Here is a 13,169-nt window from a genome sequence, read left to right on the forward strand (position 1 = left end):
TCACCCTGTAGATTTCATGGTGCAGGAAGCCAACGCATCTGCAACGTGAAAGATGACGGGTGTTGTTATTCTGGGTTTACTGGGTCTAACCAACCATATTTGTCTTCGGTTTCGCCGGTGAACAGGCCGAAGAAGGCGCTCTGAATCTTCTGGGTCACTGGACCGCGCTTGCCTTCGCCTACCTGAATGCCGTCTACGCTGCGCACCGGCGTGATTTCTGCTGCGGTGCCGGACATGAAGACTTCGTCGGCCAGATACAGCGATTCACGCGACAATACCTGCTCACGTACTTCGATACCCAGGTCTTTCGCCAGCTTGATGATGGCGTCACGGGTGATGCCCGGCAGCGCGGAAGAGGTAAATGGCGGCGTAAACAGAATGCCATCTTTCACTTCGAACAGGTTTTCGCCTGCGCCTTCGGAAACGTAACCGTTGACGTCCAGCGCGATCCCTTCCTGATAGCCGTGACGACGGGCTTCGCTGCCCACCAGCAGGGAAGAAAGGTAGTTACCGCCGGCTTTTGCCGCCGTTGGAATAGTGTTGGCTGCGACGCGATTCCAGGAAGAGACCATTGCATCGATACCGTTTTCCAGTGCTTCGGCGCCCAGATAAGCACCCCAAGGGAACGCCGCAATGATCACGTCGGTTTCATAACCGTCTGGCGGGTTAACGCCCAAACCTACGTCGCCAACAAAGACCAGCGGACGAATATAGGCACTTTTCAGATTGTTTTTGCGCAGCACGTCGCGGCACGCTTCCATCAACTCTTCAACAGACTGTTTTACCGGGAAGCGATAGATTTTTGCAGAGTCGCGTAGACGTTGCATATGCTCACGATGGCGGAAAACGACCGGGCCCTTGTGCGAGTCATAGCAGCGCACGCCTTCAAATACTGAAGTACCGTAGTGCAGTGCGTGAGACATTACGCTGACCTTCGCGTCTTCCCACTTAACCATCTCGCCGTTGAACCAGATAAAATCAGCTTTCTTCGTAGACATTCTTCTCTTCCTTAAACTTTAACTTACGCGTTGGCGCAGATTTGTTGAGTAGTCGATTGTGAGGTGTGCTGCTGGACTTCGACGCTGCCGACATCCATGAGTTTGCTTAACTGTACTGACAGTAAATCGACCGGCCGCTGGCTGGCAACGGTCAGCTCGATATTGATTTGCTCGTCGCCCACCATGGAGCGCATGTTCATGGCGCAGACCTGGAATCCACGGTGGCGAACAACGCGCAGGACGCGCTCCAGAACTTCTGGACGGAAACGGGCCTGAATCGAGAGGTTGTGCTGCATCATGACATTTTCTCCAACATAGTTTCGTTGCCTGCGCCCGGTGGCACCAGTGGCCAGACATTCTGGTTTTCGTCGATGGAGACCTGAAGCAGATAAGGGCCTTTGCTAGTGAAGAAAGCGTCCAGAGCAGCGTCGACTTGATCTTTACGACTGATACGTTGGCCAGGAATATCAAACGCCTTGGCCAGCATCACAAAATCGGGGTTATCCGAGAGGTTGGTTTCACTGTAGCGCCCATCGAAAAACAGCTCCTGCCACTGTCGAACCATTCCCAGTCGCTGGTTATCCAGCAAGAGGATTTTCAACGGCAGCTGTTTTCGCTTGATGGTGCCCAGCTCCTGCACGTTCATCATGAACGAGCCGTCACCGGAAACGCAGATAACCATGTCATCGGGGCGAGCAACCTGCGCACCCACGGCGGCCGGCACGCCAAAGCCCATGGTGCCGAGTCCGCTGGAGGTGATGAAATTCTCGGGACGCGAGAACGTCATGTGCTGCGCGGTCCACATTTGATGCTGGCCCACGTCGGTTGTCACCACGGTGTTGGCGTCCATGCGATCGGAAATTTGTTTCAGCAGCAGGGGCGCGTAGATAGCTTCGCCGGGGTGGTCGTAACGCCACTCGCCTGCTGCTTTCAACGTCATGACGTCGTCGCGCCAGGCGTTAATGGATAATGGCTGTTGCAGCGCGGGTAGCATGGCAGTCAACGAACCCTGCAACGCAACGTGCGCCTGACGCAATTTGTTTAATTCGGCCGGGTCGATATCCATGTGGATAACGCTGGCGTGTGGCGCGAAGGTGTTGAGCTTGCCGGTTACGCGGTCATCGAAACGCGCGCCGACGGCAATCAGCAGGTCACAGGTCTGAACAGCCAGATTAGCGGCCTTGGTGCCGTGCATGCCCAACATGCCCAGATAACACGGGTCGTTGGCATCAGGCGCGCCCAATCCCTTAAGTGTAGCAACGCACGGAATTCCCGTGGCGCGAATAAACGCCCGCAGCGCCGGAACCGCGCCCGCCATGCCAACGCCGCCGCCAACATAGAGAACGGGCTTTTGCGCCTTGGCAATCATTTCATAGGCTTGCGCCAGATCTGCCGTCGGATGCGGCATCTCCTGCTCGACCGGCATCAGGTGCGGAACCAAATCGGCGGCCGCCAGCTGAATGTCTTTCGGGATGTCGATCAGAACCGGACCCGGGCGACCGCTGGTGGCGATAGCAAAGGCTTCGGCCATGATTTCCGGCAGCGCGTCCAGCGATTCAACCAGAAAACTGTGTTTGGTGCAGGAGAGAGACAGGCCTAAAACGTCGATTTCCTGGAAGGCGTCGGTGCCGATGAACGCAGAGCCGACCTGACCGGTGATCGCGATAACGGGAACAGAGTCCATCAGCGCGTCGGCGAGGCCGGTTATCAGGTTGGTTGCGCCCGGACCGGAAGTCGCGATACAGACGCCAACTTTGCCGGTGGAACGTGCATAACCGATAGCTGCCATCGCCGCGCCCTGCTCGTGGCGGCACAGTAGGTGTTCGACGCCGCCGTCATAGAGTGCATCGTATACCGGCATAATCGCTCCGCCAGGATAGCCAAACACCTTATCTACCCCATGCGAACGCAAAGCTTGTACTACCCACTGTGCTCCATTCATCTCTATTCTCCTGCCTTTTGGCTACCAGCGCAGAATTTTATGCTGTTGTTCATAATTTCTCCCGCCTCATTCCGCTAGAAAATACCCTGTACAAAAAAAAACCCCCGGACCTTTCGGTGCGGGGGTTCTTTTCAGGTTCAGGCTTGTTTAGTAAGCCTTTCTTCGTCCAAGTGCAGCCCCGCACGGTGGGATAATAATCACCACCACGCTAATCACGACTAGGCTGAGTACTTGGAGAAGGGCTTTCATTTTTAGGTTTCTTAAATTCTTCTTTCGAACGATTGCCTACAGAGTTATCACAGTTAGCTATCGAATGACAACACTTTTCTTGCGTTATCATTTTACCTTTTCGCCTCAAAAATCATGAAAACCTCAGGCTTTTCAGGTGCTCGGGCCGCGCTCGGCGTGATTGACATTTGATGCTGAATTTATCGCCTTGCCCTGCGTATCCCTTCCGAAGAACACCAGCACGGAAATGATAATCGCCACGGTTCCGGCGACCATTGCCATCGCCAATCCATAATTATGGCCGTGACTTTCGGCGATATAAGCTTGCAGCGTGGCATTCACCGACGCAATAAGATTACCCAGTTGATAGACAAAACCGGGCAGCACGGCGCGCGTACCGGCCGGAACCAGCTCGGTGAGATAAGTCGGGATCACGCCCCACGCGCCCTGCACCATGAATTGCATCAGGAAAGCGCCAAGGCCGAGGGTCCAGGATCCGCCCGCAAAGGCCCACAATGGCAGCACCGGAAGCGAAAGCAGCGCGGCGATAATAATGGCTTTTTTGCGGCCAATTTTTTCTGAAAGTGTGCCAAACGTGACGCCGCCAATAATCGAGGCGATGTTGTAGCAGATGGCGATAATGCTGACGGTGTGGGCGTCAAAGCCGTGCTGGACTTTAAGAAACGTCGGGTAGAGATCCTGCGTGCCGTGACTGAAAAAGTTGAACGCCGCCATCAACAGCACTAGATAAACGCACAGCTTCCAATGGGTTTTCAGCACCGGCAACAGCGCGGTGCTCTCTTTACGTTCGCGCGCCGCTAGCCAGACCGGCGACTCCTGCACTTTGTAGTAGATAAACGGCAGCAGGAAGATAGGCACGGCACCGATCACGAACATGCCGCGCCAGCCCACCACGCTATAAAGCAGCCCGTAAACCACGCCCGCCAGCAGATAACCAAACGGATAACCCGCCTGAAAAATGCCGGACATCAGGCCACGCGAACGATCGGGAATAGTTTCCATCGCCAGTGAAGACGCCACGCCCCAAACACCGCCCATCGCCACGCCATAAATCACCCTGAGGATCAGGAAAACGGTCAGCGAAGGCGCGGCGGCGGTACACAATTCGAAGAAGGAAAAGAACAGGATATTGACCATTAATACGGGCTTGCGTCCGTACTTTTCCGCCGCGCGACCAAACAGCAGCGCGCCGATGGGCCTCACGGCCAATGTCAGTAAAATCGCGAGGGTAACGTCTTTGATATCAACCTGATACGAGGTTGCGATATCACTGAGCAGAAACACCAGCAGGAAAAAATCAAAGGCGTCCAGCGTCCAACTCAGGAAACTGGCGATGGCGACATTACGTTGCCGGGAGGTCCAACCAAACATGGGATACACCTTCTAGAAAGAGGTAGGGATACAGCGACGACAGAAAAGATGTTTTGTATATTTTTTGTTAATTACTCTGTCTAATTAATACACATGGCTTCTATGAGCAGCAAGATTATTAGCGGGCTAATTTGTATCCAAAAAAGGCGAAGTGTGAATTTTTATTTCATTGATTTTGAGGAGATGAATTTCCGATAGAGTTCCCAAGGTTCTGCAAGCCCCCGTACGTTGCAGAAAATGTTTGCGGCATTTCGCGGAAGAAAGCTTTTTGCCGCTGGGGAGAAATTTTGCCCGCGAGCATACTGCCCTCCTGATGCTATTTGCTGCAAAACGGGAAGGCTGCATGTCGCTGTCGGTCGTCAATACTCGAGCGTCGTTAGGCGTAGTCGCGCCCCGCGTCTCCATAGAAGTACACATTAGCAACGGGCTGCCCGCGCTGACGCTGGTGGGCCTGCCGGAAACCACGGTCAAAGAGGCACGAGATCGCGTTCGTAGCGCGTTGATAAACTGCGGCTTCACTTTTCCGCCCAAGCGCATTACGGTCAATCTCGCGCCCGCAGATTTGCCCAAAGAAGGTGGCCGTTATGATTTGCCCATCGCGTTGGCGATTCTCGCGGCCTCTGAGCAACTTAATACCGATCGGCTAGGGGAATACGAGTTCATTGGCGAATTAAGCCTTTCTGGTGCGTTACGCGGCGTTAATGGCGCGATCCCTGCGGCGATGGCGGCGCAAAAAGAGGGACGACGATTAGTGTTGCCTATGGATAATCAGCGTGAAATGGCGTTGCTGGAAAAAGACACGGTGTGGGTTGCCGATCACCTGCTTGAGGTCTGCGCTTTTTTGCAGGGCGCGGGCGAGTTAAAAGAGGTTGAACGCGATCTCGCCGACCTTCCCGAAGCGCAGGTCGGCGATCTCTGTGAAATTATTGGTCAGGAGCAATCTAAACGCGCGCTGGAAGTGGCGGCGGCGGGCGGACATAACCTGTTATTACTGGGGCCGCCCGGCACAGGGAAAACCATGCTTGCCAGCCGATTGCCCGGCATTTTACCGCCGCTGACCCAGCAGGAAGCTTTGGAAACCGCCGCGATAGTGAGTTTGGTGTATTCGCCTCAAGGGCAGTCAGATACGCATTCGGCCTATTCGCGCCTGCGCCCTTTTCGCGCGCCGCACCACAGTATTTCGCTCAACGCGCTGGTCGGCGGGGGATCAATCCCGCGTCCGGGTGAAATTTCATTGGCGCATAACGGCGTGCTGTTTCTGGATGAGCTGCCCGAATTCGAGCGTAAAGTGCTGGATGCTCTGCGACAGCCGATGGAATCAGGAGAGATAACGATTTCGCGCACCCGCGCCAAGGTCGATTTTCCGGCGCGAATGCAGCTGATTGCGGCGATGAATCCGAGTCCGACCGGCCATTATCAAGGGCCGCACAATCGCACGCCGCCGCAGCAGATTTTGCGCTATCTTAGCCGCCTCTCCGGCCCGTTTCTCGACCGTTTCGATCTTTCTCTTGAGGTTCCACTGTTACCCCCCGGACTGTTGAGCCAGCAGCATCAGCAATTACTGCCGAAACAGCCGGAAAAAAGCGAGCAGGTCAAAGCGCGGGTGATCGCCGCAAGAGAGGTTCAACTTACGCGTTCAGGGAAATTAAACGCACATTTAAGCAGCCTTGAAGTGCAACTGTTCTGCAAATTGACGCGAGGGGATGCGGAGTTTCTGGAAAGTGTGTTACAAAAGCTGGGATTGTCGGTAAGAGCCTGGCATCGGATACTTAAAGTTGCCAGAACGCTGGCCGATCTGGACGGACAGGCCGACATCGGAAAAGCGCAATTATGTGAAGCATTAAGCTATCGCTGTATGGATCGGCTATTGTTAACGCTACACAAAAATTTGGCATAAAAAAACGGGGACTAGCCCCGTTTTGTTAATCGTCGCTGTCGGTGTAATCTTCCACCGCGTCAGCCTGCGGTTTACCGCCTGACAACGTATGGAATTTCTTCGGACGACGGGTGCGGATGATGTACTTATTCCACACTTTTTCAGCGTCGGTTACCGGCTCGCGGTTACCGCGGCAGACTTCCAGAAACAGCTTTTCTTCTTCGGTTACCGGTTCGCGTTTTCCCAGATCCAGCTCGTTGAAGGCAAAGCCGTGACGTTCCAGCAATTGCGCTTCTTTAATGGTGAAGTCGCCATGCCGGGAAAACCCGCGAGGGTAATGTTTATTGTCAAAAAAACGATTTGTCGTGGTGAAGCTTTCCGCCATCTGACACGCTCCTAATTCTCTCATGGTCGTGCTGTTATGGCGCGGAGTATTAGATAGGCTTGACAATCTGTAAAACAAAACATTTAAATCTTAACGACAAAAAATTTTGGAGATGGTAGTGGACACGGAATTACTGAAAACCTTTTTGGAGGTCAGTAGAACTCGTCACTTTGGTCGGGCGGCTGAATCTCTCTATTTGACGCAGTCCGCAGTGAGCTTTCGCATCCGTCAGTTGGAGACCCAACTGGGCGCAAATTTGTTTACGCGTCATAGAAATAACATCCGTCTGACGCCTGCTGGAGAGCGTCTGCTGCCCTATGCAGAAAACCTGATGTCGACGTGGCAAATTGCGAAAAAAGAGGTTGTGCGTTCACTGCAGCACTCAGAATTGTCGATTGGCGCGACGGCGTCGCTTTGGGAGTCTTATCTGACGCCCTGGCTACAGACGCTTTACCAGCAGCGCGAAGCTTTGCGACTCGAAGCGCGCGTGGCGCTACGCCACTCGCTGGTCAAACAGTTGCACGAAAGGCAGCTCGATTTACTGATTACTACCGAGCCGCCGAAGATGGACGAGTTGTCGAGTCAGCTGCTGGGTAATTTTTCGTTACGCCTTTATTGTTCGCAAAAGCAGGATAAATCGGCTCAGAGTGCTTACATCAGGCTGGAATGGGGCGCGGATTTCCCGCAGCAGGAAAGTCGTATGCAGGCCAGCGATCAGGAACCCGTGTTGACCACCACCTCGGCCCATTTAACGCGCCAGCTGCTGGAAACGACGGGCGGTTGCGCCTTCCTCCCAAGTCACTGGGAGAAAGACTATCCGGAACTGTCGATTTATTCGGATGTGCCGCCCGTCATCAGGCCGCTTTACGCCGTGTGGCTGCAAAACAGTGACCAGCAGGTGTTAATCAAGCAGTTGCTTAAAACGCCGCTGGAAACGGACATTTAACGCATTTTCACCGCGCGTTACGTGGTTTTTAGTTGCGGATGGCGGGCTCGTCGAGTGGTCCAGTATGAGCCGAGGCCTTTCTGCAGCGCGATGAAAATAAACAGTAAAATGCCCATCACGATTTTGGTCCACCACGAGCTTAGCGTACCGTCAAAGGTGATGTAGGTCTGAATCAGCCCCTGAATCATCACGCCAAACAGGCTGCCTAACACGGTGCCTACGCCGCCGCTCAGCAGCGTTCCGCCGATGACCACGGCCGCGATGGCATCCAGCTCCACGCCGCTGGCCGCCAAGGCGTAACCGGCTGAAGTGTAGAGTGAAAAGACAATGCCTGACAGCACGGCAAGCGTCGTGGAAAGCATATAAATCGAGATGGTGGTTTTTCTGACGGGCACGCCCATCAAACCCGCCGAGGTAATGTTGCCGCCAATTGCATAGACGTTATTACCAAATTTCGTTCTGTGCGCCAGCACCATGCCGACCAGCACGACGCAAAGCATCACCAGCGCCAGCAGCGTAAAACGCCCGCCTCCCGGCACTTTCCAGGCGAAATTGGCCAGCGTGGTATAAAGCGGATGATTGATGGGCAACGACTCTTCGGAAACGATAAAGCTCATGCCTCGAACAAAAAACATGCCGGCCAGCGTGATGATAAAAGCAGGCAGTTTGAGGGTATCGATAATCCAGCCCATAAAGCCGCCAAACAGCGCGCCCATGACCAACACGATGCCAAAAGCGTAGAAAGGCGGCACGCCATAAACGCCAATGAGCTTAGCCAACGCCAGTCCGGTAAAGGCAATCACCGAGCCGACAGAAAGGTCGATGCCGCCCGACAGAATCACAAAAGTCATGCCGACCGCGACAATGCCGAGGAAGGCGTTATCAGTCAGCAGATCGCACAAGACGCGCGTCGAAGCAAAGCCCGGGAATTGGCTAAAGCAGTAACCATAGCCGGCAAAAAAAACCAGAATGGTGATCAGCAGCGGGAGATTGCGTTTTAGCATTATTCTTTTCTCCGAAACAGAGTGCCGAGGGAAACGCGCGGTGATTGCACGACGAGCACCGCCAACACGACAACGGCTTTAAGCACCAGATTGAATTCCGGTTTGAAACCCGACAGCAGAATGCCGGTATTCATCCCCTGAATAATCAACGCACCAATCAGCGACAGCAGCAGGTTAAAACGTCCGCCGAGCAGTGAACCACCGCCAATAACCACGGCGAGAATGGCGTCAAGCTCAAGCCATAACCCGGCATTGTTGGCATCTGCGCCGCGAATGTCGGCAGTGACAATAACGCCCGCCACGGCGGCGCAAATTCCGCAGATGATATAGACCGAAATCAGCACCAGACGTGCGTTAACACCCGCGTTGTAGGATGAACGAACGTTAATGCCCACCGATTCGACAAACAGGCCCAACGCGGTTTTACGCGTTAACAGCCACAGCAGAAGCAGCATGACGGCAGCAATAATAATCGGCATCGGCAGCGTCAACAGCGAGCCGCTGCCAAACTGCGACAGCCCGTTGTGCTCGAAGGTGACAATCTGCCCTTCGGTGATCAGCTGGGCGATACCGCGTCCGGCAACCATCAACATCAGCGTCGCGACAATCGGTTGTATTTGCAAAACGGCGACCAGAAAACCGTTCCACAGACCACAGACGGCGCCGACAGCGACAGCCGCCAACAGCACGGTGGCTAACGGATAACCGTTGACGGTCATGGTAGCGGCAGTCGCTCCGGCAATCGCCATGACGGCGCCGACGGAGAGATCAATACCGCCCGTGGCGATCACCAGCGTCATACCCAGGGCCAAAATCGCGACGGGCGCGCCGCGATTGAAAATATCGACCAGGCTGCCGAACAGTCGGCCATCCTGAAGATGAATGTTGAAAAAACCGGGTGCGACTAGGCTATCAATCACCAAAATCGCCAGAAACGCCCCAACCTGTGTGGACCCCTTGGGAAATACCCAACGGACTTTGCGCGGCCTTCCTGTCATCGGCAGACTCCTGTTTGACATGGACATCCCCCTTATTGGACCGCAATCGCAGTCATGATCGCCGGAACAGAAATCTGGTCCTGCTCGATTTGCGTGATGTGTTTTCTGTCGCGCAGCACCACAATTCGGTCGGCGTAACCGGCCAGCTCTTCCAGCTCGGAGGAGATAACCAGCAAAGCCAGGCCTTCATCACAGAGTTTTTCGATGAGACGGATAATTTCAGCGTGCGCGCCGACGTCGATGCCGCGAGTGGGTTCATCAAGAATAAGAAAACGTGGATTCGTCGCCAGCCAGCGCGACAGCAGAACCTTTTGCTGATTGCCGCCCGACAGATACTGAATCTCCTGCTCGGCGTTCGGGGTGCGGATCCCAAGTAGCTTGATAAATTTGTCGGCTATCTGGTTTTGCTCTTTCATCGACAACGGACGCAGCCAGCCACGCTGGGCCTGAAGCGCCAAAATAATATTCTCTCGCACCGTTGCCGCGCCAATAATACCGTCGGTTTTCCGGTCTTCGGGACAGTAGCCAAATCCGAGATGCGCCGCCTTACGTGGATTACTGATTTTGACTTCTTTACCCTCGACCGTTGCCGTGCCGGTATCGTGACCTTTGATGCCGAAAATAAGCTGCGCCGTCTCTGTACGTCCCGACCCCAGCAAACCAGCCAAGCCAACAATTTCACCGCACTTAACGTTGAGGTCGAAATTCTCAACTAATCCGCGACGACCATAATTTTTGAAATCGACCAGCGGATCGCCAGTTACCGCGCGATGCTCGCCACGTTTTAATAATGCCTCGTCAAAACTGTGACCCAGCATCATCGGCACTAAATCGATGCGCGGCAGGTCTTTGGTAGGAGAACTCCCGACCAGCTTGCCGTTGCGAAACACGGTGATACGATCGCTGATGCGATAAACCTGATCGAGAAAATGGGTGACAAAGATCATCCCCATGCCGCTGGCTTTGAGTTGAACAAGAATATCCAGCAGCATGCTGACCTCTTTGGCATCGAGGCTGGCGGTGGGTTCGTCGAGAATGAGAACCTGTGCGGAAAGGTCAACGGCGCGGGCAATGGCGACGATTTGCTGGATGGCGATGGAGTAAGTTGAAAGCGGCTGGCTAACGTCGAGCGTCAAACCGTAGCCTGCGAGCAAGGCTTGCGCCTGCTGCTCCATTTTTCGCTGATTAACCAACCCAAAACGTGTCGGCTCGCGACCAATAAACAGATTGGCGGCAACTGAGATATTGGGCAGCAGGTTCACTTCCTGATAAACCGTACCAATGCCTAACGCCTGCGCGTGTGCGGTGCTCTTGGCTTCTATGGGTTCACCGTTAAGGAAAACCGTGCCTTCGGAGCGCTGATAAACCCCCGTCAGCGCTTTGATTAATGTCGATTTCCCTGCGCCGTTTTCTCCGAGCAGGGCAACAATTTCACCCTGATGAAGTGTTAAATCAACCCGTTCCAAGGCCTTAACGCCCGGAAATTCAACGGACAGGCCGCGTACTTCAAGTAAGGCTGCTGATTGAAGATTATCCATCTAATTCTTTACCCCGACTGCATCCGCACCACGAACATTTTTTTGCAAAAACATTGCCTGTGCAAAATGGGATGACAAAACCGGCTCGCATCATGCCCGAGCCGGTCAATGCGCTTAGTAGCCCATGTCTTTTTTCATGTCGTACTCTTTCTGCGCCATGTCAGGCAGTACGAGAGTAGATGCGGTCTGGATAAATTTTGGCGGCTGCGTGCCGTCTTTCTTCATTTTGATCAACGCATCAAGCGCGGGGCCGGCCATGTTAGGCGTCAGCTCAACGGAGGCATTGGCTTCGCCGTTTAGCATGGCTTTATAAATGTCGGGCACGCCATCAATGGAAACTACCTTGATTTGCGATCCAGGCTTCAGCCCAGCCTCTTTAATGGCTTGAATAGCACCGATCGCCATATCGTCGTTGTGTGCATATACGGCGCAGATATTTTTGCCGTTTTGCTCAGCCTTAATGAAGCTCTCCATGACCTCTTTGCCTTTACTACGCGTAAAGTCGCCAGATTGAGAACGAATAATTTTGACATTTGAGGCAGACGTTAGCGCATCGGCAAACCCTTTTTTACGGTTCAAAGCGACGCTGGCGCCGACAGTTCCCTGAAGTTCGACGACGTTACACGGTTTTCCGGCTACCTCTTTGACTAGCCAGTCGCCCGCGACCTTGCCTTCATGCACGCTATCAGACGCGACGGCGGCGGTATAAAGCGAAGGATCGCTTACTTCAATAGTACGGTCTAACAGGAATACGGGGATTTTGGCTTCTTTGGCTTCCGTCAGAACGGGCGCCCAGCCAGTGGCGACCACTGGCGCGATGAAAATGGCATCAACACCCTGCGCGATAAAGGATCGTATGGCTTTGATTTGGTTCTCCTGTTTTTGCTGAGCATCAGCAATTTTCAGGGTGATCCCACGTTTTTGTGCTTCGAGTTTGGAGACCTTGGTTTCGGCAGAACGCCAACCTGATTCAGAACCTATTTGAGAAAAACCGACGACTAACGGCGCTGCCTGTACGGCTCCACAAAATGCCGTTGCCACTGCTGCTGCCAAGATTAAACGTTTATACATTGTTATTTCCTCATGCGTAGTCTGAGCTACTTTCTATTGAGTCTTGTAGGGTCCGGCATAGAGAGATACTAAAACCGCGTTTTACAGGTGAGCAAAGCTTCACCAGGCACACTTAGTTTTAGCCCATTGCAAAAACGGTATCTTGAGCACGGTCACATAGCTGATTAACAATCGATTCGTGCATGTATTCAGCTAAAAAACGACAGCAAATAAGGCATGAAAATGGAGAAATAAAGGAAGGAGATTAGAGCGATACGGATTTACGATCTGTAAAAACGAAAAATTATAGGGATTTTCCAGCAATTCATAGCAGGATTATTAGCCACTTCGAAGCAATATTGAGCGGACAAAAGCCCTTTGGCCTACAATTTGGCTCACAACAGACGAAAAAAAACCCTTCGTTTTCACGAAGGGTTCTTAATATGGCAGGGGCGGAGAGATTCGAACTCGCGACACCCGGTTTTGGAGACCGGTGCTCTACCAACTGAGCTACGCCCCTAAATCTGCTTATTATTATGCCTGCTAAATTTTAGCAGGCATAATATTTAATTAGTGGCGGAACGGACGGGGCTCGAACCCGCGACCCCCTGCGTGACAGGCAGGTATTCTAACCAACTGAACTACCGCTCCACCGGTTCTTTCACTCACACCAGACTATCGGTCTGCTGTCAGCTTGTCTTCGCTGTTTTTCCGTGTCAAGGGAAAGGAAGACTAATTTGATGCCTGGCAGTTCCCTACTCTCGCATGGGGAGACCCCACACTACCATCGGCGCTACGGCGTTTCACTTCTG

General features: G+C 53.5%; 12 protein-coding genes and 2 tRNA genes. 2 read left to right on the plus strand and 12 right to left on the minus strand.

The genetic code is table 11. The features are described 5' to 3' along the window. Positions 1-65: 65 nt before the first annotated feature. The 5 genes from SC206_RS06580 to SC206_RS06600 all read right to left on the minus strand — a co-directional run bounded on the left by SC206_RS06580 (position 66) and on the right by SC206_RS06600 (position 4,560). Positions 66-998 carry a branched-chain amino acid transaminase gene (locus SC206_RS06580; RefSeq protein WP_332735369.1) on the minus strand — a complete coding sequence of 311 codons (933 nt, stop codon included), beginning with the start codon at positions 996-998 and terminating at the stop codon, positions 66-68. A gap of 23 nt (positions 999-1,021) precedes the next feature. Continuing rightward, positions 1,022-1,297, minus strand: coding sequence for an acetolactate synthase 2 small subunit (gene ilvM, locus SC206_RS06585; RefSeq protein WP_332735371.1), 276 nt, complete (start codon positions 1,295-1,297; stop codon positions 1,022-1,024). Beyond that, positions 1,294-2,940, minus strand: coding sequence for an acetolactate synthase 2 catalytic subunit (gene ilvG / locus SC206_RS06590; RefSeq protein WP_332735373.1), 1,647 nt, complete (start codon positions 2,938-2,940; stop codon positions 1,294-1,296). Before ilvG ends, ilvM begins: the two co-directional genes overlap by 4 nt. A gap of 147 nt (positions 2,941-3,087) precedes the next feature. Next, complete coding sequence (gene ilvL, locus SC206_RS06595) at positions 3,088-3,189, minus strand: ilv operon leader peptide (RefSeq protein ID WP_072045129.1); 102 nt, start codon at positions 3,187-3,189, stop codon at positions 3,088-3,090. Positions 3,190-3,321: 132 nt separating this feature from the next. Further along, positions 3,322-4,560 (minus strand): MFS transporter, encoded by a 1,239-nt coding sequence (locus SC206_RS06600; RefSeq protein ID WP_332735375.1) that lies wholly within the window; start codon positions 4,558-4,560, stop codon positions 3,322-3,324. Between the two features lie 343 nt (positions 4,561-4,903). On the opposite strand from SC206_RS06600, the gene SC206_RS06605 reads away from it, so the two are divergent. Beyond that, positions 4,904-6,457, plus strand: a complete 1,554-nt coding sequence (locus tag SC206_RS06605; protein ID WP_332735376.1) for a YifB family Mg chelatase-like AAA ATPase — start codon at positions 4,904-4,906, stop codon at positions 6,455-6,457. Between the two features lie 25 nt (positions 6,458-6,482). Here SC206_RS06605 and SC206_RS06610 read toward each other — a convergent pair whose 3' ends face one another. Continuing rightward, positions 6,483-6,821: a DUF413 domain-containing protein gene (locus SC206_RS06610; protein ID WP_332735378.1), complete on the minus strand. Its 339-nt coding sequence runs from the start codon at positions 6,819-6,821 to the stop codon at positions 6,483-6,485. 118 nt (positions 6,822-6,939) lie between these two features. On the opposite strand from SC206_RS06610, the gene hdfR reads away from it, so the two are divergent. Continuing rightward, on the plus strand, positions 6,940-7,767 hold the full coding sequence (gene hdfR, locus SC206_RS06615) for an HTH-type transcriptional regulator HdfR (protein WP_332735380.1): 828 nt from the start codon (positions 6,940-6,942) through the stop codon (positions 7,765-7,767). A 17-nt stretch (positions 7,768-7,784) separates the two neighbouring features. Here the strand turns inward: hdfR and yjfF are convergent, their stop codons facing one another. The 6 genes from yjfF to SC206_RS06645 form a co-directional block, all read right to left on the minus strand. Continuing rightward, the gene (gene yjfF / locus SC206_RS06620; RefSeq protein WP_332735382.1) at positions 7,785-8,771 is read right to left on the minus strand and encodes a galactofuranose ABC transporter, permease protein YjfF; all 987 of its coding nucleotides are present in this window, start codon (positions 8,769-8,771) and stop codon (positions 7,785-7,787) included. Continuing rightward, positions 8,771-9,790 carry a galactofuranose ABC transporter, ATP-binding protein YtfT gene (gene ytfT / locus SC206_RS06625; RefSeq protein ID WP_332735384.1) on the minus strand — a complete coding sequence of 340 codons (1,020 nt, stop codon included), beginning with the start codon at positions 9,788-9,790 and terminating at the stop codon, positions 8,771-8,773. Before ytfT ends, yjfF begins: the two co-directional genes overlap by 1 nt. 11 nt (positions 9,791-9,801) lie before the next feature. Further along, positions 9,802-11,307, minus strand: coding sequence for a galactofuranose ABC transporter, ATP-binding protein YtfR (gene ytfR / locus SC206_RS06630; RefSeq protein WP_332735386.1), 1,506 nt, complete (start codon positions 11,305-11,307; stop codon positions 9,802-9,804). Between the two features lie 114 nt (positions 11,308-11,421). Continuing rightward, positions 11,422-12,378, minus strand: a complete 957-nt coding sequence (gene ytfQ / locus SC206_RS06635; protein WP_332735388.1) for a galactofuranose ABC transporter, galactofuranose-binding protein YtfQ — start codon at positions 12,376-12,378, stop codon at positions 11,422-11,424. Positions 12,379-12,801: 423 nt separating this feature from the next. After that, a tRNA-Trp gene (locus SC206_RS06640) sits at positions 12,802-12,877 on the minus strand. Between the two features lie 54 nt (positions 12,878-12,931). Continuing rightward, positions 12,932-13,008, minus strand: a tRNA-Asp gene (locus tag SC206_RS06645). Positions 13,009-13,169: the final 161 nt, after the last annotated feature.

The sequence above is a fragment of the Rouxiella sp. T17 genome, from assembly GCF_036663475.1.
Taxonomy (GTDB): domain Bacteria; phylum Pseudomonadota; class Gammaproteobacteria; order Enterobacterales; family Enterobacteriaceae; genus Rouxiella.

Coding starts and splice junctions, on each gene's coding strand:
- ilvG (WP_332735373.1), bottom strand. CDS start 2,940: ATGAATGGAGCACAGTGGGTAGTACAAGCTTTGCGTTCGCATGGGGTA.
- ilvL (WP_072045129.1), bottom strand. CDS start 3,189: ATGAAAGCCCTTCTCCAAGTACTCAGCCTAGTCGTGATTAGCGTGGTG.
- ilvM (WP_332735371.1), bottom strand. CDS start 1,297: ATGATGCAGCACAACCTCTCGATTCAGGCCCGTTTCCGTCCAGAAGTT.
- ytfQ (WP_332735388.1), bottom strand. CDS start 12,378: ATGTATAAACGTTTAATCTTGGCAGCAGCAGTGGCAACGGCATTTTGT.
- SC206_RS06600 (WP_332735375.1), bottom strand. CDS start 4,560: ATGTTTGGTTGGACCTCCCGGCAACGTAATGTCGCCATCGCCAGTTTC.
- SC206_RS06580 (WP_332735369.1), bottom strand. CDS start 998: ATGTCTACGAAGAAAGCTGATTTTATCTGGTTCAACGGCGAGATGGTT.
- ytfT (WP_332735384.1), bottom strand. CDS start 9,790: ATGTCAAACAGGAGTCTGCCGATGACAGGAAGGCCGCGCAAAGTCCGT.
- SC206_RS06610 (WP_332735378.1), bottom strand. CDS start 6,821: ATGGCGGAAAGCTTCACCACGACAAATCGTTTTTTTGACAATAAACAT.
- SC206_RS06605 (WP_332735376.1), top strand. CDS start 4,904: ATGTCGCTGTCGGTCGTCAATACTCGAGCGTCGTTAGGCGTAGTCGCG.
- ytfR (WP_332735386.1), bottom strand. CDS start 11,307: ATGGATAATCTTCAATCAGCAGCCTTACTTGAAGTACGCGGCCTGTCC.
- yjfF (WP_332735382.1), bottom strand. CDS start 8,771: ATGCTAAAACGCAATCTCCCGCTGCTGATCACCATTCTGGTTTTTTTT.